Genomic DNA, 19,056 nt, shown 5'->3' on the forward strand with positions numbered 1-19,056 from the left:
ACAACCTTTCTCTGGAGCGAACCCTTGTGGGAGCTGGCTTGCCTGCGACAAGGGCACCTCGGTAGCGCAGTGATACCGTGGCGCTGCCATCGCGGGCAAGCCAGCTCCCACATTGAGCGCGTCCAGCCAAAGGACGTGTTATTTCACAAGGGACAAACAACAAGGGGGCGAATCTTCATCCGCCCCCTGTGTGTCCGCTTATTCCTGCGGTTCTTCTTCGTCTGCGGCAGCGTCGAGGGTTGGCTCGTCGACGTTGTCATCGCCTGCTGCGATCACCTCGCCGTCGAATTCCTCACCTTCCAGCTCTTCGCCTTCGACTTCCGATGGCTCCTGCACACGCTCCAGGCCCACCAGTTTTTCGTCTTTGGCCAGCTTGATCAGCGTCACGCCCTGGGTGTTACGGCCCAGGCTCGACACTTCAGCCACACGGGTACGTACCAGCGTGCCCTGGTCGGAAATCAGCATGATCTCCTCGCCGTCGAGCACCTGGACCGCGCCGACCAGACGGCCGTTGCGATCGTTGCTGACCATGGCGATCACGCCCTGGCCGCCACGTTTGTACTCCGGGAACTCGCTGATGGCGGTGCGCTTGCCATAACCACGCTCGGAAGCCGTGAGGATCTGGCTGCCTTCTTCCGGGATCAGCATCGAAATCAGCTTCTGCCCTTCCGGTAGGCGCATGCCACGCACACCGCGGGCGGTACGGCCCATGGCGCGGACGTCGGATTCCTTGAAGCGCGTGACCTTGCCTCCGTCGGAGAACAGCATGACTTCACGCTCGCCATCGGTAATGGCGGCGGAGATCAGTACGTCGCCTTCGTCCAGCTCCAGGGCGATCAGGCCCACGCTGCGTTGACGGCTGAAGGATTCCAGCGGGGTCTTCTTCACGGTGCCTTTGGCGGTCGCCATGAAGATGAAGTGACCTTCGGTGTATTCCTCGACCGGCAGCATGGTGGTGATGTACTCATCACTGTCCAGCGGCAGCAGGTTGACCAACGGACGACCACGGGCGGCACGCGAGGCTTCCGGGATCTCGTAGGTCTTGAGCCAGTACACCTTGCCCTTGCTGGAGAACAGCAGCAGCGTGGTGTGGCTGTTGGCGACCAGCAGGTGAGCGATGTAGTCCTCATCCTTCACGCCGGTAGCCGATTTACCTTTACCACCACGACGCTGGGCCTGGTACGCAGCCAGGGGCTGGGTCTTGGCATAACCACCGTGGGAAATGGTCACGACGCGCTCTTCTTCCGGGATCATGTCACCCAGGGTCAGGTCGAGACGCGCATCGAGGATTTCGGTGCGGCGCACGTCGCCGTATTCGGCGCGGATCACTTCCAGTTCTTCGCGGATCACTTCCATCAGGCGCACGGCGCTGCTGAGGATGCGGATCAACTCGCCGATCTGGTTGAGGATCTCCTGGTACTCGGCCAGCAGCTTCTCGTGCTCCAGGCCAGTCAGGCGGTGCAGACGCAGTTCCAGGATGGCCTGGGCCTGTTCCGGCGACAGGAAGTACTTGCCTTCGCGCAGACCGTATTGCGGGTCCAGGGTCTCCGGACGGCACGAGTCGGCGCCGGCGCGTTCAACCATGGCCACCACGGCGCTGGATTCCCAAGGGGTGCTGATCAGCGCTTCCTTGGCTTCCGACGGGGTTGGCGAGGCCTTGATCAGGGCGATCACCGGGTCGATGTTCGACAGCGCAACTGCCTGGCCTTCCAGGATGTGGCCGCGCTCGCGGGCCTTGCGCAGTTCGAACACGGTACGGCGGGTGACCACTTCGCGGCGGTGACGAACGAAGGCTTCGAGCAGATCCTTGAGGTTCAGGATGCGCGGGCGGCCGTCGATCAGTGCTACCACGTTGATACCAAACACGCTTTGCAGCTGGGTCTGGGCGTAGAGGTTGTTGAGGATCACCTCAGGCACTTCGCCACGACGCAGCTCGATCACCACGCGCATACCGTCTTTGTCGGACTCGTCGCGCAGCTCGGTGATGCCTTCGAGCTTCTTCTCTTTGACCAGCTCGGCGATCTTCTCGATCAGCCGCGCCTTGTTCAACTGGTACGGCAGTTCGGTGATGACGATCTGCTGGCGACCACCGACCTTGTCGATGTCTTCGATGATCGAGCGGGCGCGCATGTAAATGCGCCCGCGACCGGTGCGGTAGGCTTCGATGATACCGGCGCGACCGTTGATGATCGCAGCGGTCGGGAAGTCCGGACCAGGGATGTATTGCATCAGCTCATCGACAGTCAGCTCAGGATTGTCGATAAGGGCCAGGCAACCGTCGATGACTTCACCGAGGTTGTGTGGCGGGATGTTGGTGGCCATGCCCACGGCGATACCGCTGGAGCCGTTGACCAGCAGGTTTGGAATCTTGGTCGGCATGACTGCCGGGATCATTTCGGTGCCGTCGTAGTTCGGCACCCAGTCCACGGTTTCTTTATGCAGGTCGGCCAGCAGCTCGTGCGCCAGCTTGGTCATGCGCACTTCGGTGTATCGCATGGCCGCGGCGTTGTCGCCGTCGACCGAACCGAAGTTGCCCTGGCCGTCTACCAGCAGGTAGCGCAGGGAAAACGGCTGGGCCATCCGAACGATGGTGTCGTACACCGCAGTGTCGCCGTGAGGGTGATACTTACCGATCACGTCACCGACAACACGGGCAGATTTCTTGTACGGCTTGTTCCAGTCGTTACCTAGCTCGCTCATCGCGAACAGCACACGCCGGTGCACGGGCTTCAAGCCATCGCGCGCATCAGGCAGTGCCCGACCGACAATTACGCTCATCGCGTAGTCGAGGTAGGACTGTTTCAGCTCGTCTTCGATATTGACCGGGAGGATTTCTTTGGCCAGTTCGCCCATGAGAAGCCTGATTCCTTTTTCGGGTGAAACTTCGTCACATCCATATGGGACGAACGAAGCTCGCCGCTGCCGGCACAGTGCCTGACAACGACTTACGACAAATCAACGAGTTATGACACGGATCTGCACGTTATAGGCCACCCCTCGGGGCAGCCCTGGAAACCGCCGGATGTTATCACAATCGCCGCCACGCACCTATCCCCCTGATGCGCATGGAGCATAGTAAGTTGACGGATGACAGGCTTGAGGGCGACGAGAGGGGCTCAGAGATGCCTTGGTGCTATTTTTTGCGTATGGATCCAATGGTTTTGTTGACATTTGAGGGGGTTCGCCGGCAAGCCAGTTCCTACAATGTTGCACAGTGCGCACCGCCACTGCAGGAACTGGCTTGCCAGCGATAGCAATCTCGAAGGCCGCAACACCCTCAATGCAATCGTTTACGGCACATCAACTTGGCCAGCTTGGCGGTGTCCGGCCGTTCGACGATGCCTTTTTCAGTCACGATCACATCGATCAGGTCGGCGGGAGTCACGTCGAACACGGGGTTGAAAGCCGCCGCGTCCAAACGCTGCCCGGCGACTTCCAGCAACTCGCCCGCGTCGCGCTCTTCCAGGGCGACGTCCTCGCCAGTGGCCATCATCAGGTCCAGCGTCGAACTCGGCGCCACCACCATGAAGCGCACGCCATGGTGCATGGCACACACCGCCAGCTGATAAGTGCCGATCGTGCCGATCACATCACCATTGGCCGCGATGCAGTCGGCGCCGACCACCACCCAGGTCACCCCTTTGGTCTTGAGGATATGCGCGCCGGCCGAGTCTGCATTGACGGTGGTCGCAATCCCCTCGCCCGCCAGCTCCCAGGCCGTCAGCCGCGACCCCTGCAGCCAGGGGCGCGTTTCGTTGACGTAGACATGCTCGACCAACCCCTCCAGGAAGGCAGCGCGGATCACCCCGAGGGCCGTGCCGACACCCCCGGTGGCCAGGGCGCCAGCATTGCCATGGGTGAGGATCGCCTGGGCATTGCCCTGGTGCTTGCGAATCCGCTCAAGGCCCAACTGCGCCATGCTCAGGTTGGCTTCACGGTCGCTTTCGTGGATCGCGATGGCTTCTGCTTCCAGCACCGCCGCCGGGTCGGCGTGCTTCTTGAGACGATCGAGGCGGTCACGCATGCGCTTGAGGGCCCAGAACAGGTTCGCCCCCGTCGGACGCGAATCGGCCAGCAACGCGTAGTCCTCTTCCCATGCCGCTTGCCAGTCACCGCCTTCGGCAATGCGTCGACGGGCGGCGAGCACCAGGCCGTAGGCTGCGCTGATGCCGATGGCCGGCGCACCACGCACGGTCATCGAGCGGATGGCAGCGGCGACGTCTTCGACCGTCGAACACACCACCCAGCTTTCGCGGGAGGGCAAAACACGCTGATCGAGCAGGTGCAGTGCGCCATCACGCCAATCGATGGCCTTCACTTTCTCCGCTGCCAACAGTCGATCGCGCATCCCTCACCCCGTACTCATCAACAAAAGCCGCCGATTATAGCGATCCGCCAGCCTGGACGCTCGGGTATACTTCGCCCTTCTTTTATAGCTGCCCCGGAAGAAGCCTGCGATGACCGCCACTGCCGCCCCGCTCGACTTATTACTCCTGCCGACCTGGCTGGTGCCTGTCGAACCTGCCGGCGTGGTGCTCAAGGAGCATGCCCTGGGGATCCGCGATGGGCGCATTGCCTTTATCGGCCCAAGGGCCGCCGCGCTGAAACTGGCGGCCACCGAGGTCCGCGAGTTGCCGGGCATGCTGCTCAGCCCGGGCCTGATCAACGCCCACGGGCACGCGGCGATGAGCCTGTTTCGCGGCCTGGCCGATGACCTGCCGCTGATGACGTGGCTGGAAAAACACATCTGGCCCGCCGAAGCCAAATGGGTCGATGAGGCCTTTGTGCGGGACGGCACCGACCTGGCCATCGCCGAGCAACTCAAGGGCGGCATCACCTGCTTCTCCGACATGTATTTCTACCCCAAGGTCGCCAGCGATTGCGTGCACAACAGCGGCATGCGCGCGCAGATCGCGATTCCGATCCTCGACTTCCCGATTCCCGGCGCCAGCAGCGCCGATGAGGCGATCCGCCAGGGTATCGAGCTGTTCGGCGACCTCAAGCACCACCCGCGCATCAAGATCACCTTCGGTCCCCACGCGCCCTACACCGTGTGCGATGCCAACCTGGAAAAGATCCGCGTGATCGCCGAGGAACTGGACGCCGCGATCCATATGCATGTGCACGAAACCGCCTTCGAGGTCCAACAGGCCGTCGAGCAGACCGGCGAACGGCCGCTGGCACGCCTGGGCCGCCTCGGGCTGCTCGGCCCGCGCTTCCAGGCCGTTCATATGACCCAAATCAGCGAGGACGACCTGGCTTTGCTGGTAGAAAGCAACACCAGCATCATCCATTGCCCGGAGTCGAACCTGAAACTGGCCAGTGGCTTCTGCCCGGTGGAGCGCCTGTGGCAGGCTGGGGTCAATGTGGCCATCGGCACCGACGGCGCCGCCAGCAACAATGACCTGGACTTGCTGGGCGAAACCCGTACAGCGGCGATGCTGGCCAAGGCTGTCGCCGGCTCGGCCACCGCCCTGGATGCCCACCGCGCACTGCGCATGGCGACGCTCAATGGCGCGCGCGCCATGGGCCTGGAGAACGAAATCGGCTCGCTGGAAGTCGGCAAGGCCGCGGACATGGTGGCCTTCGATCTTTCCGGGCTGGCGCAACAACCGATCTACGATCCGGTCTCACAGCTTATATATGCCACCGGACGCGATTGCGTGAAACACCTTTGGGTCGCCGGCAAGCAGTTGCTCGACGACCGGCAATTGACCCGCATGGATGAACAACAGTTGACCGCCACGGCCATTGCCTGGGGCCAACGCATCAGCGGGCACCACGAATAACGCCGGTGCCAGGCGTGCGCGCCGGGCACCGACCACACGATTTATCAGGTTTAGAGGATTCACCATGAGCAACGTCGACCACGCCGAAATCGCCAAATTCGAAGCCCTCGCCCACCGCTGGTGGGACCGCGAGAGCGAGTTCAAGCCCCTGCACGACATCAACCCGCTGCGGGTCAACTGGATTGACGAACGCGTCAACCTGGCCGGCAAGAAGGTGCTGGACGTCGGTTGCGGCGGCGGCATCCTCAGCGAAGCCATGGCCCAGCGCGGCGCCACCGTGATGGGGATCGACATGGGCGAAGCGCCGCTCGCCGTGGCCCAGTTGCACCAGCTGGAATCCGGCGTGAGCGTGGAATACCGCCAGATCACCGCCGAAGCCCTGGCCGAGGAAATGCCCGAGCAGTTCGACGTGGTCACCTGCCTGGAAATGCTCGAGCACGTGCCAGACCCGTCCTCGGTGATCCGCGCCTGCTTCCGCATGGTCAAGCCGGGCGGCCAGGTGTTCTTCTCCACCATCAACCGCAACCCCAAGGCCTACCTGTTCGCGATCATCGGCGCCGAATACATCATGAAGCTGCTGCCGCGGGGCACCCACGACTTCAAGAAATTCATCCGTCCTTCCGAGCTGGGTGCCTGGAGCCGCCAGGCCGGGCTGACCGTCAAGGACATCATCGGCCTGACCTACAACCCGTTGACCAAGCACTACAAGCTGGCCAGCGACGTTGACGTCAACTACATGATCCAGACCCTGCGCGAGGAGTAAGCCTGTGAAGTTGCGAGCGGTTCTCTTCGATATGGACGGTACCCTGCTGGACACCGCGCCGGACTTTATCGCCATCTGCCAGGCGATGCGTGCCGATCGCGGCCTGGCGCCGATCAACGACCAGCACATCCGCGATGAAATCTCCGGTGGCGCCCGCGCCATGGTCGCCGTGACCTTTTCCATGGACCCCGAATCGCCAGGTTTTGAAGCGTTGCGCCAGGAGTTCCTGGAGCGCTACCTCAAGGGCTGCGCGATCCACAGCAAGCTGTTCGATGGCATGGAAGAACTGCTGCAAGACATCGAGAAAGCCAAGCTGATCTGGGGCGTGGTCACCAACAAGCCGGTGCGCTTTGCCGAGCCGATCATGCAGCAACTGGGCCTGGCCGAACGTTCGGCGCTGTTGATCTGCCCGGACCATGTGAAGAACAGCAAGCCGGACCCGGAGCCGCTGATCCTGGCCTGCAAGATGCTCGACCTGGACCCGGCCAGCGTGCTGTTCGTGGGCGATGACCTGCGCGACATCGAGTCCGGCCGCGACGCCGGCACGCGCACGGCGGCGGTGACCTACGGCTACATCCACCCGGATGACAACCCGCGTCACTGGGGCGCCGATGTGGTGGTGGATCACCCGCTGGAGCTGCGCAAGGTGCTGGATAACGCGCTTTGCAGCTGCTGAGGCCAATGAAGATCTAAATGTGGGAGCGGGCTTGCTCGCGAAGGCAGCGTGGCAGTCAATGAACATGTCAACTGACCCACCACCTTCGCGAGCACGCCCGCTCCCACAGGGGATCTTCACTACTCTCAAGCGTGGTGTTAGCAATCTGTTGAATTTTGTCGAGGCTATTTATGTTTGATTACTCCGCACGTCCAGAACTGCTCAAAGACCGCGTCATCCTGGTGACCGGTGCCGGTCGCGGGATTGGTGCGGCGGCGGCGAAAACCTACGCGGCCCATGGCGCCACGGTGCTGCTGCTGGGCAAGACCGAAGCCAACCTGGCCCAGGTCTACGACGAGATCGAAGCCGCAGGCCACCCGCAGCCGGTGGTGATCCCGTTCAACCTGGAGACGGCACTGCCGCATCAATACGATGAGCTGGCGGCGATGATCGAAAAGGCCTTCGGCCACCTCGACGGGTTGCTGCACAACGCCTCGATCATCGGCCCACGCACGCCGATCGAGCAGTTGTCCGGTGAAAACTTCATGCGCGTGATGCACGTGAACGTCAACGCGATGTTCATGCTGACCAGCACCTTGCTGCCGCTGCTCAAGCTGTCCCAGGATGCGTCGGTGGTGTTCACCTCCAGCAGCGTCGGGCGCAAGGGCCGGGCGTATTGGGGGGCGTATGGGGTGTCGAAGTTTGCCACGGAAGGTTTGATGCAAACCCTGGCCGACGAACTCGAGGATGTGGCGGCGGTACGTTCCAACAGCATCAACCCCGGCGGCACACGCACCAGCATGCGCGCCCAGGCGTATCCGGGTGAAAACCCGATGGAGCGGCCGGCGCCGGAAGAGATCATGCCGGTATACCTGTACCTGATGGGACCGGACAGTGCCGGGATCAACGGGCAGGCGTTTGACGCGCAATAAATATCGGGAACACAGCAGAACCTAATGTGGGAGCGGGCTTGCTCGCGAAAGCGGTGGATCAGTCGGTATTTCTGTTGACTGACACTCCGCCTTCGCGAGCAAGCCCGCTCCCACATTTGCATTGCAGTGCTCTCTAGAACTTAGTTCTTCACCACTTCCTCAAGGGTGAAGCGACCCAGCGGGTTTTGCAGGAAGTTGCTCACATTCTTGCGTGAGATGTTGATGTAAGGGCTGTAGTACAGGTCGATCCAGTTCACATCCTGTTTCGCCAGTTTCTGCAGGTCGATATACATCTGCTCACGCTTGGCCGGATCGGCCTCGATCCGCGCTGCCGCCACCAGCGCCTTGACCTGGTCGTTCTTGTAGCGGGTCATGTAGTTCTGGTTGGTGTCGTGACCCAGCACAAAGGTGGTCTTCTGGTCCGGGTCGAGAATGTCGTTGGTCCAGTACATCACCGAAATATCGTAGTCACCGTCCACCAGCATCTGCCAGCTTTGGGTCGGGTCGACCTTCTGCAGGTTGGCGGTGACGCCGACCTTGGCCAATTGATCCTTGATGATCACCGCAATCTGCTCGTCGGCTTCGTTGCCGGCGTTGACCACGTAGTTGAGTTTCAAGTCCTTGGCCCCCGCCTCCTCCAGCAGTTTCCTGGCGGCGGTCGGGTCATACGGGCGCTGCAGGTTGTTGGCGTAGTGGTACAGCGAGCCTTTCGGGATGTAGGAATAAGCCACGGTGCCTTGACCGTAAGTGGCGGTCTTGACCAGCGATTGCTTGTCGATCGCCATGTCCAACGCCTGACGCACTTGCGGCTTGGCCAGCAGGCCATGCTCGTGGTTGATCAGCAGGTGATCTTCACGGGTGGACGGGTCGGCGTGGATCACCACGTTCTGGTCTTTCTTCAGCTCTTCCACCCGCGAGAATGGCACGAAGATCGCTGTGTCCAGCTCGTTGTTCTGCACCATGCGCATGCGCGTGTTGTCATCGGTCACCGATACCCATTCGACGCCGTCCAGGCTCACCTTTCCGGCCTGCCAGAAGTTCGGGTTCTTTTTCAGAATCACCCGGTCACCCTTGCGCCACTCGTCGACGGTGAACGCACCGGAGGTCACTGGATTCTCCGAGTAGGCGTCCTCGCCCATTTTGGTCATGGCCTTTTCCGACAGGATCGACACCGTCGGCGACGCCAGTTGCGAGAGAAAAGCCACCGCCGGGGTCTTCAGCGTGACTACCAGGGTTTTCGCGTCAGCCGCCTTGGCCGTGTTGATCAGGTTGAAAGGGTCTGCCCACAGCGAGGCTTTGTTGTCGCGGATGCGCAGCAGGCTGAACGCGGCGTCGTCGGCGGTGATCGGCGAGCCATCGGAGAATTTCGCATCGCGCAGCTTGAAGGTGTAGGTCAGGCCGTCCTTGGAGATGTCCCAGCTTTCTGCCAGCCCAGGCTCCATCTTGGTGCCCAGGTTATCCACGCGCACGAGGGTGTCGTAAACGTTGGCGAACACCCAGGTGTCGCGGTTTTGCGCGCTTTTGATCGGGTCGAACGTGGTGCTGTCTTCACGGCAGCCGATGGTCAGGACTCCCGAGGCCTGTGCGAAACCGGCGGTCAGCGACCAGGCCGTCAGTGTGGCGGCGGCGAGCAACTTCAAGTGGCGCGATTGCATGTCATAACTCCTTGTTCATGATGGGCAGGAAGGGTCAACGGTTCTTCAAGCACGCAACTGTACCGATGCTCGTGCAGGAAATGAGTCGGCGGCAACACCACGGAACACATGGCCCGGGCATGCCGACAACGCGGGTGAAAGGCGCAGCCCGCAGGCAAATTCAGCGGGCTCGGGGGTTCGCCGGGCAACGGCTCGGCAGGCAACGGCCGATACGGGTCGATCTCCGGAATCGCCTGGATCAAGGCCGCCGTGTAGGGATGACGCGGCGTGGTAAACACCGCTTCCACCGGGCCTTCCTCGACAATCTTGCCCAGGTACATCACCGCCACGCGGTCGCACAGGCGGCGCACGATGGCCAGGTCGTGGGCGATAAACAGGATCGCCAGGTTCATGCGCTGTTGCAGTTCCAGCAACAGATTGATGATCTGGCCCTGGATCGACACGTCCAGCGCCGCCACGCATTCATCGGCGATGATCAGGCGCGGCTCCACCGCCAGCGCCCGGGCAATCCCCACGCGCTGGCACTGGCCACCGCTGAGGGAGGCGGGTTTACGGCCGGCCAGTTCGGGGCGCAGGCCGACCAGTTCGAGCAACTCGGCGACGCGGTCGGGAATCCGCGCCGGCGTGACCTTGCGCTGTACCCGCAAGACCTCGGCGATGGTCTCGCCGATGGTATGGCGCGGATTCAACGCGGCATACGGATCCTGGAAAATCATCGCGGTTTCGTGACGCAGCCGGGCGATGTCGATCGCACTGCCGTGGGCCATGTCGACGCCATCGAACAACACCTGCCCGGCGCTGATCGGATTGAGGTGCAGGATCGCCCGCCCCAGCGTGCTCTTGCCGCTGCCGGACTCGCCGACCAGCCCCAGCGTCTCGCCCGCCGCCAGGTTCAGCGACACACCGTTCACCGCCCTCACCCACTGCTTGTTCAGGCCGAACACACCCGTACCGGACGCCGCAAAGCGCACCTCCAGATCCTTGATCTGCAACAGGCTCATGGGCCAGCTCCCAACGGATAGTGACACGCCACCCGCGCACCTTCGGGCAACACTTCGGTACACAGGGCGCCGGCCTGTGGGCAGCGCGGGTTGAACCGGCAGCCCGCCGGCAGCGCATCCAGCAACGGCGGCTGGCCGGGAATGGTGCGCAACAAGGCATGTCCGCTGCTGTGGGCCGGCTGGCAGTCGATCAGGCCGGCGGTGTACGGGTGTTGCGGATGCGCCAGCAGCGCGTATTTGCTGCCGTGCTCGCACAAGCGCCCGGCGTACATCACCGCGATGGAATCGCAGGTCTGCGCCACCACGCCGAGGTCATGGGTGATCATGATGATCGACAGGCCGCGCTGGTCGCGCAGGTCGAGCAACAGCCGCAGGATTTGCGCCTGTACCGTCACATCCAGGGCAGTGGTCGGCTCGTCGGCGATCAGCACCCTCGGGTTGCAACCCAAGGCCACGGCGATCATCGCGCGCTGGCGCATGCCGCCGGAAAATTCGTGGGGATAGTTGTCGACCCGTGCCTGGGGATCGGGTATGCCGACCTGGCGCAACACCTCGATGGCTTGGCGGTGCGCGTCTTTTTTCGATGCGCCTTGATGCAGGCGCACGCCCTCGGCGATCTGCGCGCCGATGCGCATCAAGGGGTCGAGGTGGCTGCTGGGGTTCTGGAAGATCATGCCCAGTTGCCCACCCCGCACGGCGCGCATGCCGGCATCGTCGAGTTGCAGCAGATCACGACCAGCCAGATGCACCGCACCGCCTTGCACGCGCAGGCTGGGCGACGGCAACAGGCGCATCAGGCCACGGCAGGCCATGGTCTTGCCCGACCCACTCTCGCCCACCAGGCCCAGGACTTCACCTTCGGCGAGGTCGAAGGACACCCGGTCCACCAGGGTCACATCGTGCCCGGCGTTGTTGGCGATCACACTCAAGTCACGCACCTGCAACAGGCTCATGCGCGATCCCCCAACACTTGCGCCACCCCATCGGCCAGCAAGCTGAAGCCCATGGCCAGGGTGACGATGGCCAGGCCGGGAAAGGTGCAGATCCACCAGGCCGTGGTGATAAACGCCTGGCCTTCGGCGACCATCGTCCCCCACTCGGCCGTCGGTGGCTGCACCCCCAGGCCGAGGTAGCTCACGGCGGCGCCGTTGAGCAGCACCAGCACGGCATCGGACATGGAAAACACGATCGAGCCAAACAGCGCATTGGGCAGCAAGTGCCGAAACAGAATGCGCCCATGGCCAAAGCCCAGGCTCTTGGCGGCCAGGGCGAAGTCGCTTTCCTTGAGCACCAGGATCTGCGAGCGGATCAGCCGCGCGTACGACACCCAGCCCACCAATGCCATGGCGATATAAAAACTCTTCAGGCCGGGCCCCAGGATGGCCATGATTGCCAACATCAACACCAGGAACGGGAACGCCAGAATCACATCGATCACGCGCATGCACACGCTGTCGAAGCGCCCGCCGATGTAACCGGACACCGCACCGACAAAGGTGCCGATCATGAACGGGAAGATCACGCCGATGATCGCCAGTTGCAGGTCGATACGCGCGCCCCAGATCACCCTCGAAAGGATATCCCTGCCATAGTTGTCCGTGCCAAATGGATGGGCCAGGCTTGGGCTGAGCAAGCTGATATCGGTGTTCTGCGCAATCGGGTCATACGGCGCAATCCACGGCGCAAACACCGCCAGGGCCAACCACAGCAGCAGCACCAGCAGCCCCCACGCGGCCGTCAGCCGGCCATTGCGCAAACCCAAACGCAGACGCAAGCGCCACGGGGCAATCAACGGGCGGCTACTCATTGCATTTTTACCCGTGGGTCGAGGGCCACCGTCACCACGTCCGCGACAAAGTTGACCAGCACCGTCGCGCACGCCAGCACCATGGCCACGCCCTGCACCACCATGTAGTCGCGGGTGAAAATGCCGCGCACCAGCAGTTGGCCGATACCGGGAATCGCGAACAGGCTTTCGATCACCACCGTACCGCTGATCAGCCAACCAATATTCACCGCCAGCAGGTTGACCGCCGGTACCAGGGAGTTGGGCAACACATGGCGGCGAAACACCGCCGCTTCCGATAGCCCGCGCGCCCGGGCGGCAGTGACGTGGTCGGCCTGCAACTCCATCAACATGCTCGCCCGCAGGTTGCGCACCAGCACCGCCGACAATGCCAGGGCGATGGTCAGGCACGGCAAAACCATGTGGTGAGCCTTGTCCAGCCAGGTCCGCCCGTAGCCGGACACCGGGAACAAGCCCCATTGCACGCTGAGCAGCAGGATCAGCATCAGGCCCAGCCAGAACGCCGGCATGCCCAGGCCCACGGTGGTAAACACGCGGATCAGGTTATCCACCCAACCGCCCTTGTTACGCGCGGCCCAGCTTGCCAACGGCAGCGCAATCAGCAGCGCCAGCAGCACACTGCCGAGCACCAGTACCAGGGTCGGCTCGATGCGGGTGACGATCAGTTTCAGGGCGTCGACCTTGTACAGCAGCGATTGGCCGAGGTCGCCCTTGAGCAGGTTTTTCAGGAAGTAGAAATATTGCAGCCACAGCGGCTGGTCGAGGCCGTACTGGGCGCGGATCTTCAGCAACGCATCGGGTGTGCTGCGCGACCCCAGCAAGGCGCGCGCCGGGTCGCCCGGAATCGAGCGCACCAGCACGAAGGTAATCAGGCTGATGCCAAACAGCACCGGCAGCAATTGCAGCGGCCGGGACAGCACAAAACGGTAGCGCGCCAAGTTCATCCGTCAACCTCGATGGCGAGCGAGGAAGTCCAGCAGCACGGGGAAATACGCTTGGGGCTCCTCATAAAATGGCATATGGCTGCTGTTGGGGAATACGTGCAATTCGGCGTGCCGGGCCGCCATTTTCATGCGCATGGCGCAGGCCGGGGTGAGTTCGTCGTGCTGGCCGGTGGTAATCAGGATCGGCATCTTGAACGCGGCCATTTCAGGAAGGCGGTTCCAGTCCTTGAGGTTGCCGATGTAGAGGAATTCGTTGGGCCCCTGCATGGTTTCGTAGGGCCCCATGTTCCAGTCGCCCAGGGAGCGCTTGACCGGCTCGGGCCACTCGTCCAGGCGGCAGACGTGGCGGTAGTTGAGCAAGGTGATCGCGGCCTGGTATTGCGGGTGGTCAAGGGTACCCATGGCCTCATGGCGCTGCATCATGGCCACGGTTTCGCTGCCGAGCGCGCCCCGCAGGCGTTCGAGTTCCTGGGACAGGTGGGGAATGTCGCCGACGGTGTTCTCGAGGATCAGGCTTTTCAGGGCGTCGGGGTAATGGATGGCGTATTCGATACCGAGCCAGCCGCCCCAGGAGTGCCCGAGCAGGTGCACGCGCCCCAGCCCCAGGGCTTGGCGCACGGTTTCAACTTCTTCGACATAACGGCGGATTTCCCACAGCGAAACATCGGTCGGTCTGGCTGATGCGCCCGTGCCAAGCTGGTCGAATGCAACCACTCGCAGGCCTTGCTCCTTGAGCCAGCCATGGGCGTCGCGCAAGTAGTCACACGGCAGGCCCGGGCCGCCATTGAGGCACAGCAGCACCTCATCGCCTGCGCCAAAGCTGTAGGCCACGAGGTTATGGCCGTCGACTTGCACGTTGTACTGCTGGTCGGGGGCAATTTCACGCCACATGCATACATTCCTTGTGTTGTGTCGGCCTGGCAGGTAGCGGCCTTTTGTCGGGCCAACACTACCGAGGATGCCGCGCGTCCATAACCTAGCATTTCTTATAGGTTTGGCCTGGCTGTCCTTCGCCGGGGCGTGGCATTCTACTTGCAGCAAGTCGAGATTCAAATGAATTCGGGAGCAGAACGGATGCTGGCCAAGCTAACTGCCTTCAATCAGCGTCTGATGCCGGGCAGGAGCCTGGACGAGCAGATGGACAACACTTTTATCCTCGCCCAACAGCTGGGTTTCGACGCGCTGGTGTATGACTACACCCCGGTGCCGATTGACCAGGATGGTGCACTGATCACCCCCTCGGTGCTGGAACTGCGCAACACCCCGCCCGACTGGCATGCGTTGTGGTGCAGCAAAGGGTTTTACCAGATCGACCCAGTGCAACACCTGGCCTTGCGCACGGTGTCGGCGTTCGTGTGGTCCTACGAAGCCAAGGCCGACACCGCCCTGCAAACCATCATCGACCCCTGCCACGCCCCCGTTTCGTCCTACCTGCACGACCAGCAACTGACCTGCGGTGTCAGCGTGCCGATCCACCTGCCCCGTGGCGGCTTCGCCTCGCTCACAGGCCTGCGGACCGGCACAGCACATTCCGTGTTGCAGGATGCGCAGCAGACCCTGTCGGACTTCAGCCTGATTTCCCACGCATTGCAGGAAGCGGCCTACCCGTTGTTCAGCAAGGAACTGCGCACTTACCCGCATATTCACCTGACCAAGCGCGAGCGCGAGTGCCTCAAATGGGCAGCCGAAGGCCTGACCGCCGCCGAAATCGCCACGCAACTGAGCCGCTCACTGGCCGTGGTCACCCTGCACCTGGCCTCGGCGATGCACAAGCTGGGGGCCAAGAACCGTGTGCAGGCGGTGGTGCGTGCCACCCATTACCGCCTGCTCGAAGATTGATCCCTTGGCAAAACCTAGCTGTTTTGCTAGTTACTTAAATTTCGCGCACGCATTATCGTGTCCATGATCCTTTTTCAAAGAGAGCAGGGTACGAAATGGAATTCATCGAAAAAATCCGCGAAGGCTATGCGGCGTTTGGTGCCTACCAGACCTGGTACCGCGTCACCGGCGACCTCTCCAGCGGCCTCACCCCGCTGGTGGTCATTCACGGCGGTCCCGGCTGCACCCATGACTACGTAGACGCGTTCAAGGATGTCGCCGCCAGCGGCCACGCCGTCATCCACTACGACCAACTGGGTAACGGCCGCTCGACCCACCTGCCCGACAAAGCCCGCTCTTTCTGGACGGTCGACCTGTTTCTCGCAGAGCTGAACAACCTCTTGGACCACCTGCAGATCAGCGACGACTACGCGATCCTCGGCCAGTCCTGGGGCGGCATGCTCGGCAGTGAACACGCGATCCTGCAACCCAAGGGCCTGCGGGCGTTTATCCCGGCCAACTCACCGACGTGCATGCGCACCTGGGTCAGCGAGGCCAACCGCCTGCGCAAGCTGTTGCCCGAAGGTGTGCATGAAACCCTGCTCAAGCATGAAGCCGCCGGCACTTATCAGGACCCGGAATACCTCGCCGCCTCGCGGGTGTTCTATGACCACCACGTGTGCCGGGTCAACCCATGGCCGGAAGAAGTCGCGCGCACCTTCGCCCAAGTCGATTCGGACCCCACGGTGTACCACGCCATGAGCGGCCCGACTGAATTCCACGTGATCGGCAGTTTGAAGGACTGGAAGTCGATCGGCCGCCTGTCGGCAATCAATGTCCCGACCCTGGTGATTTCCGGCCGGCATGACGAGGCCACCCCGCTGGTGGTCAAGCCGTTCCTGGATGAAATCGCCGATGTGCGCTGGGCGCTGTTTGAAGACTCCAGCCACATGCCCCATGTGGAAGAGCGCCAGGCGTGCATGGGCACGGTGGTGAAGTTTCTGGATGAGGTGTGTTCGCACCAAGTGCTCAAGGCCAGTTGAATCTCCGTGTGTGCGGGCTTGCTCGCGAATGCGGTCTGTCAGCCGGTCTATGTTTCGACTGATTCACCGCATTCGCGAGCAAGCCCGCTTCCACAGGGTTAAACGTGGCTGGTTTCGGGCTTTGTCATTTTCCTCGGCACATCCGCTACCATCGGAATCTCCTTGCCCTCGGCATCGAACAACTTGCCGCCGCTGAAGTAATCCCCCTCGCGCAAGGCCGCCACGTCGTGGAAGCACAGGCTGCGCTCAGTCCCCGCGACGAACACCGACTGCTGGTCGGAGTTGCCTGCGGTGAAATGGTTGAACGCCAGGTTCAGCAAGATCGCCATGATTGCCGACGAACTGATGCCTGAGTGAAAAATGGTCGCGAACCAGGTGGGGAAGTGATCGTAGAAACTCGGCGCGGCAATCGGGATCATGCCGAAACCGATGCTCGTGGCGACGATGATCAGGTTCATATTGTTGCGGTAATCGACCTTCGACAGGGTGCGAATGCCACTGGCCGCCACCGTGCCGAACAGCACAATCCCGGCACCGCCCAGCACTGAAGTCGGCACCGCGGCGATCACCCGCCCCATGAAGGGCAGCAGGCCGAGGATCACCAGGAACAGTCCGCCGGTGGCCACCACAAAGCGGCTTTTCACCCCGGTGACCGCCACCAGGCCGACGTTCTGGGCAAACGCGCTCTGGGTGAACGAACCGAAGATCGGCGCAAACATGCTCGACAGCATGTCGGCGCGCAGGCCGTTGCCCAGGCGCTTGGAGTCGACCTTGGTGTCGATGATCTCACCCACCGCCAGGATATCTGCCGAGGTTTCCACCAGGGTCACCATCACCACGATGCACATCGAAATGATCGCGGCCACATGGAACGTCGGCATGCCGAAATGGAAAGGCGTGGGGAAGCCGAACATCGGCCCCTGGGTAACACCGGAGAAGTCGGCCATGCCGAGGAACACTGCAATCACGGTGCCGATCACCATCGCCAGCAGGATCGACAGGCGCGAGATGGTCGCGCTGCCGATTTTGCTCAGCAACAACACCAGCACCAATGTCAGTGCCGCCAGGCCGATATTGGGCATGCTGCCAAAATCCGCCGCGCGGCTGTTACCGCCCATGGCCCAGCGCGCCGCCACCGGCATCAGCGTCAAGCCGATGGTGGTGATCACGATGCCTGTGACCAGTGGCGGGAAAAACTGGGTGATCCGCGAGAACACCGGGGTGATCAGCAGGCCTATGAATGACGCGGCCATCACCGCGCCGAGAATCGCCGGTACCCCGCCGGCGCCGTCGCTGCCGACAATCGCAACCATGGTTGCCACGCCAGCAAACGACACGCCCTGCACCAGCGGCAACTGACAGCCAAAAAACGGCAGCCCCAGGGTTTGCAGCAGCGTTGCGAGGCCGCCGGCAAACAGCGATGCAGCGATCAACAGACCGATATCTGCCGGCGACAACCCGGCTGCCTGGCCGACGATCAACGGTACCGCGACGATGCCGCCGTACATGGTGAGCACATGCTGCAGGCCGTAAGCCATGTTGGCGGCGACGCCGAGATTCTCATCTTCTGGCCGCTGCGGTGACGCCTTCGGGATAGTCATGGTGAGGGGTTCTCTGTTTTTGTTGTGCGGACACTGTATGCAATATTTGGAGTGGATGTCCATAGAGTTGTATACAATCCGCCGAACAAGATACCCTCCATCGGCGTTACAAAAATAATCCGGCCGTGATGAGCCAGAACGCCCAAGGACCGATAACAATGAAAAAAGCCCTACAGGGAGCAACCGTCGCACTCACCCTCCTCGGCGGCGGGGAGGCTGTCGCGGTGGAATGGATGAACAACAGCGTAGGATTTCGCTACGGCCAGCAGTTCACCAACCCGAATAACCCCGACGAATTCAGCAAGCGCATCTACAGCTTTACCCATGCCAGCGGCTACAAATACGGCAGTAATTTTCTGAACCTGGATGTGTTCCTGTCCGACAGCCGCGACCCGCGCAAGGGCACCGACCACGGGGGCAGCGAGGTGTACGCGGTGTACCGGCACCAGTTGTATGCATCACGGGTGTTCGATAGGCCGCTGGGCACTGGCCTGATCAAGGACTACGCACTGACCCTGGGCTTCGACGCCAACCGCAACAACAACTTCGCGTCGGCGAAAAAACGTGCGCTGGTGATCGGCCCTACCCTGAAATTCAACACCGTGGGGGTGCTGGACCTGAGCCTGATGTACTACAAGGAACGCAATCACACCGGCATCCCCGGCGCGCAGGAGTCCAATCACACCTTCGATGACACCTACATGCTCAACCTGACGTGGATGCGTCCTTTCGAGATCGCCAACCACGCGGCGAAATTCCAGGGGTTCATCAATTACGTCGGGGAAAAAGGCGAGGACTACCATGGCCGTGACACGGCACCGGAAGCGCTGATGCGCACTGCACTGATGGTGGCGGTGCGACCGGGTAAAAGCGTGAAGCCGAACCTGTACCTCGGGGTGGGTTACGAGTACTGGCATAACAAGTTCGGCGTGGACGGCGGCCGGGGCAGCCGCACTTCAACGCCGACGGTGAACCTGGAAATCACCTTCTGACGGCAGGCGCTGGCCTGCCTGCGACCGCATCGGTTCGGTGTACCTGATACACCCAG

16 protein-coding genes are annotated in these 19,056 nt (G+C 62.1%); 7 read left to right on the plus strand and 9 right to left on the minus strand.

Annotation, left to right across the window (positions count from 1 at the left end):
• Positions 1 to 198: 198 nt before the first annotated feature.
• Together gyrA and mtnA are read right to left on the minus strand one after the other, a co-directional pair.
• On the minus strand, positions 199 to 2,853 hold the full coding sequence (gene gyrA, locus C9990_RS23085) for a DNA gyrase subunit A (RefSeq protein WP_028619469.1): 2,655 nt from the start codon (positions 2,851 to 2,853) through the stop codon (positions 199 to 201).
• Positions 2,854 to 3,277: 424 nt separating this feature from the next.
• Positions 3,278 to 4,348 carry an S-methyl-5-thioribose-1-phosphate isomerase gene (gene mtnA, locus C9990_RS23090; protein WP_065901839.1) on the minus strand — a complete coding sequence of 357 codons (1,071 nt, stop codon included), beginning with the start codon at positions 4,346 to 4,348 and terminating at the stop codon, positions 3,278 to 3,280.
• A 109-nt stretch (positions 4,349 to 4,457) separates the two neighbouring features.
• On the opposite strand from mtnA, the gene C9990_RS23095 reads away from it, so the two are divergent.
• The 4 genes from C9990_RS23095 to C9990_RS23115 all read left to right on the plus strand — a co-directional run bounded on the left by C9990_RS23095 (position 4,458) and on the right by C9990_RS23115 (position 8,139).
• Positions 4,458 to 5,789: a TRZ/ATZ family hydrolase gene (locus C9990_RS23095; RefSeq protein ID WP_106804784.1), complete on the plus strand. Its 1,332-nt coding sequence runs from the start codon at positions 4,458 to 4,460 to the stop codon at positions 5,787 to 5,789.
• 64 nt (positions 5,790 to 5,853) lie between these two features.
• Positions 5,854 to 6,552: a bifunctional 2-polyprenyl-6-hydroxyphenol methylase/3-demethylubiquinol 3-O-methyltransferase UbiG gene (gene ubiG, locus C9990_RS23100; protein ID WP_003172645.1), complete on the plus strand. Its 699-nt coding sequence runs from the start codon at positions 5,854 to 5,856 to the stop codon at positions 6,550 to 6,552.
• Between the two features lie 4 nt (positions 6,553 to 6,556).
• Positions 6,557 to 7,228 carry an N-acetylmuramic acid 6-phosphate phosphatase MupP gene (gene mupP / locus C9990_RS23105; protein WP_065901841.1) on the plus strand — a complete coding sequence of 224 codons (672 nt, stop codon included), beginning with the start codon at positions 6,557 to 6,559 and terminating at the stop codon, positions 7,226 to 7,228.
• A gap of 170 nt (positions 7,229 to 7,398) precedes the next feature.
• On the plus strand, positions 7,399 to 8,139 hold the full coding sequence (locus tag C9990_RS23115; protein WP_065901843.1) for a YciK family oxidoreductase: 741 nt from the start codon (positions 7,399 to 7,401) through the stop codon (positions 8,137 to 8,139).
• 140 nt (positions 8,140 to 8,279) lie between these two features.
• On the opposite strand, the gene C9990_RS23125 is transcribed toward C9990_RS23115, so the two are convergent.
• From C9990_RS23125 to C9990_RS23150, 6 genes are read right to left on the minus strand one after another with little or no spacing between them, the layout of a single operon-like run.
• A complete protein-coding gene (locus C9990_RS23125; RefSeq protein ID WP_106804786.1) occupies positions 8,280 to 9,794 on the minus strand; it encodes an ABC transporter substrate-binding protein in 1,515 nt (504 codons plus the stop codon).
• On the minus strand, positions 9,776 to 10,795 hold the full coding sequence (locus C9990_RS23130; RefSeq protein ID WP_106804787.1) for an ABC transporter ATP-binding protein: 1,020 nt from the start codon (positions 10,793 to 10,795) through the stop codon (positions 9,776 to 9,778). Before C9990_RS23130 ends, C9990_RS23125 begins: the two co-directional genes overlap by 19 nt.
• The gene (locus tag C9990_RS23135) at positions 10,792 to 11,748 is read right to left on the minus strand and encodes an ABC transporter ATP-binding protein (RefSeq protein ID WP_106804788.1); all 957 of its coding nucleotides are present in this window, start codon (positions 11,746 to 11,748) and stop codon (positions 10,792 to 10,794) included. The genes C9990_RS23130 and C9990_RS23135 overlap by 4 nt, the downstream gene beginning before the upstream one ends.
• The gene (locus C9990_RS23140; protein ID WP_106804789.1) at positions 11,745 to 12,602 is read right to left on the minus strand and encodes an ABC transporter permease; all 858 of its coding nucleotides are present in this window, start codon (positions 12,600 to 12,602) and stop codon (positions 11,745 to 11,747) included. The genes C9990_RS23135 and C9990_RS23140 overlap by 4 nt, the downstream gene beginning before the upstream one ends.
• Complete coding sequence (locus C9990_RS23145) at positions 12,599 to 13,546, minus strand: ABC transporter permease (RefSeq protein WP_106804790.1); 948 nt, start codon at positions 13,544 to 13,546, stop codon at positions 12,599 to 12,601. Before C9990_RS23145 ends, C9990_RS23140 begins: the two co-directional genes overlap by 4 nt.
• Before the next feature lie 3 nt (positions 13,547 to 13,549).
• Positions 13,550 to 14,437: a proline iminopeptidase-family hydrolase gene (locus tag C9990_RS23150; RefSeq protein ID WP_106804791.1), complete on the minus strand. Its 888-nt coding sequence runs from the start codon at positions 14,435 to 14,437 to the stop codon at positions 13,550 to 13,552.
• A gap of 183 nt (positions 14,438 to 14,620) precedes the next feature.
• On the opposite strand from C9990_RS23150, the gene C9990_RS23155 reads away from it, so the two are divergent.
• Entirely contained in the window at positions 14,621 to 15,385 is a 765-nt protein-coding gene (locus tag C9990_RS23155) for a LuxR family transcriptional regulator (RefSeq protein ID WP_065901861.1), read from the plus strand.
• Positions 15,386 to 15,480: 95 nt separating this feature from the next.
• On the plus strand, positions 15,481 to 16,407 hold the full coding sequence (locus C9990_RS23160; RefSeq protein ID WP_106804792.1) for a proline iminopeptidase-family hydrolase: 927 nt from the start codon (positions 15,481 to 15,483) through the stop codon (positions 16,405 to 16,407).
• Between the two features lie 98 nt (positions 16,408 to 16,505).
• On the opposite strand, the gene C9990_RS23165 is transcribed toward C9990_RS23160, so the two are convergent.
• Entirely contained in the window at positions 16,506 to 18,008 is a 1,503-nt protein-coding gene (locus C9990_RS23165) for a nucleobase:cation symporter-2 family protein (RefSeq protein WP_065901865.1), read from the minus strand.
• Between the two features lie 158 nt (positions 18,009 to 18,166).
• Between C9990_RS23165 and C9990_RS23170 the strand changes: the two genes are divergently transcribed.
• Positions 18,167 to 19,000: a nucleoside-binding protein gene (locus tag C9990_RS23170; protein ID WP_106804793.1), complete on the plus strand. Its 834-nt coding sequence runs from the start codon at positions 18,167 to 18,169 to the stop codon at positions 18,998 to 19,000.
• Positions 19,001 to 19,056 lie beyond the last annotated feature (56 nt).

It is taken from the genome of Pseudomonas sp. S5D5 (genome assembly GCF_003013355.1).
In the GTDB taxonomy this organism is placed as follows: domain Bacteria; phylum Pseudomonadota; class Gammaproteobacteria; order Pseudomonadales; family Pseudomonadaceae; genus Aquipseudomonas; species Aquipseudomonas aylmerensis.

Coding starts and splice junctions, on each gene's coding strand:
- gyrA (WP_028619469.1), bottom strand. CDS start 2,853: ATGGGCGAACTGGCCAAAGAAATCCTCCCGGTCAATATCGAAGACGAG.
- C9990_RS23155 (WP_065901861.1), top strand. CDS start 14,621: ATGCTGGCCAAGCTAACTGCCTTCAATCAGCGTCTGATGCCGGGCAGG.
- C9990_RS23130 (WP_106804787.1), bottom strand. CDS start 10,795: ATGAGCCTGTTGCAGATCAAGGATCTGGAGGTGCGCTTTGCGGCGTCC.
- C9990_RS23145 (WP_106804790.1), bottom strand. CDS start 13,546: ATGAACTTGGCGCGCTACCGTTTTGTGCTGTCCCGGCCGCTGCAATTG.
- C9990_RS23095 (WP_106804784.1), top strand. CDS start 4,458: ATGACCGCCACTGCCGCCCCGCTCGACTTATTACTCCTGCCGACCTGG.
- C9990_RS23115 (WP_065901843.1), top strand. CDS start 7,399: ATGTTTGATTACTCCGCACGTCCAGAACTGCTCAAAGACCGCGTCATC.
- C9990_RS23170 (WP_106804793.1), top strand. CDS start 18,167: ATGAAAAAAGCCCTACAGGGAGCAACCGTCGCACTCACCCTCCTCGGC.
- mtnA (WP_065901839.1), bottom strand. CDS start 4,348: ATGCGCGATCGACTGTTGGCAGCGGAGAAAGTGAAGGCCATCGATTGG.
- C9990_RS23140 (WP_106804789.1), bottom strand. CDS start 12,602: ATGAGTAGCCGCCCGTTGATTGCCCCGTGGCGCTTGCGTCTGCGTTTG.
- C9990_RS23160 (WP_106804792.1), top strand. CDS start 15,481: ATGGAATTCATCGAAAAAATCCGCGAAGGCTATGCGGCGTTTGGTGCC.
- C9990_RS23135 (WP_106804788.1), bottom strand. CDS start 11,748: ATGAGCCTGTTGCAGGTGCGTGACTTGAGTGTGATCGCCAACAACGCC.
- C9990_RS23165 (WP_065901865.1), bottom strand. CDS start 18,008: ATGACTATCCCGAAGGCGTCACCGCAGCGGCCAGAAGATGAGAATCTC.
- C9990_RS23125 (WP_106804786.1), bottom strand. CDS start 9,794: ATGCAATCGCGCCACTTGAAGTTGCTCGCCGCCGCCACACTGACGGCC.
- C9990_RS23150 (WP_106804791.1), bottom strand. CDS start 14,437: ATGTGGCGTGAAATTGCCCCCGACCAGCAGTACAACGTGCAAGTCGAC.
- ubiG (WP_003172645.1), top strand. CDS start 5,854: ATGAGCAACGTCGACCACGCCGAAATCGCCAAATTCGAAGCCCTCGCC.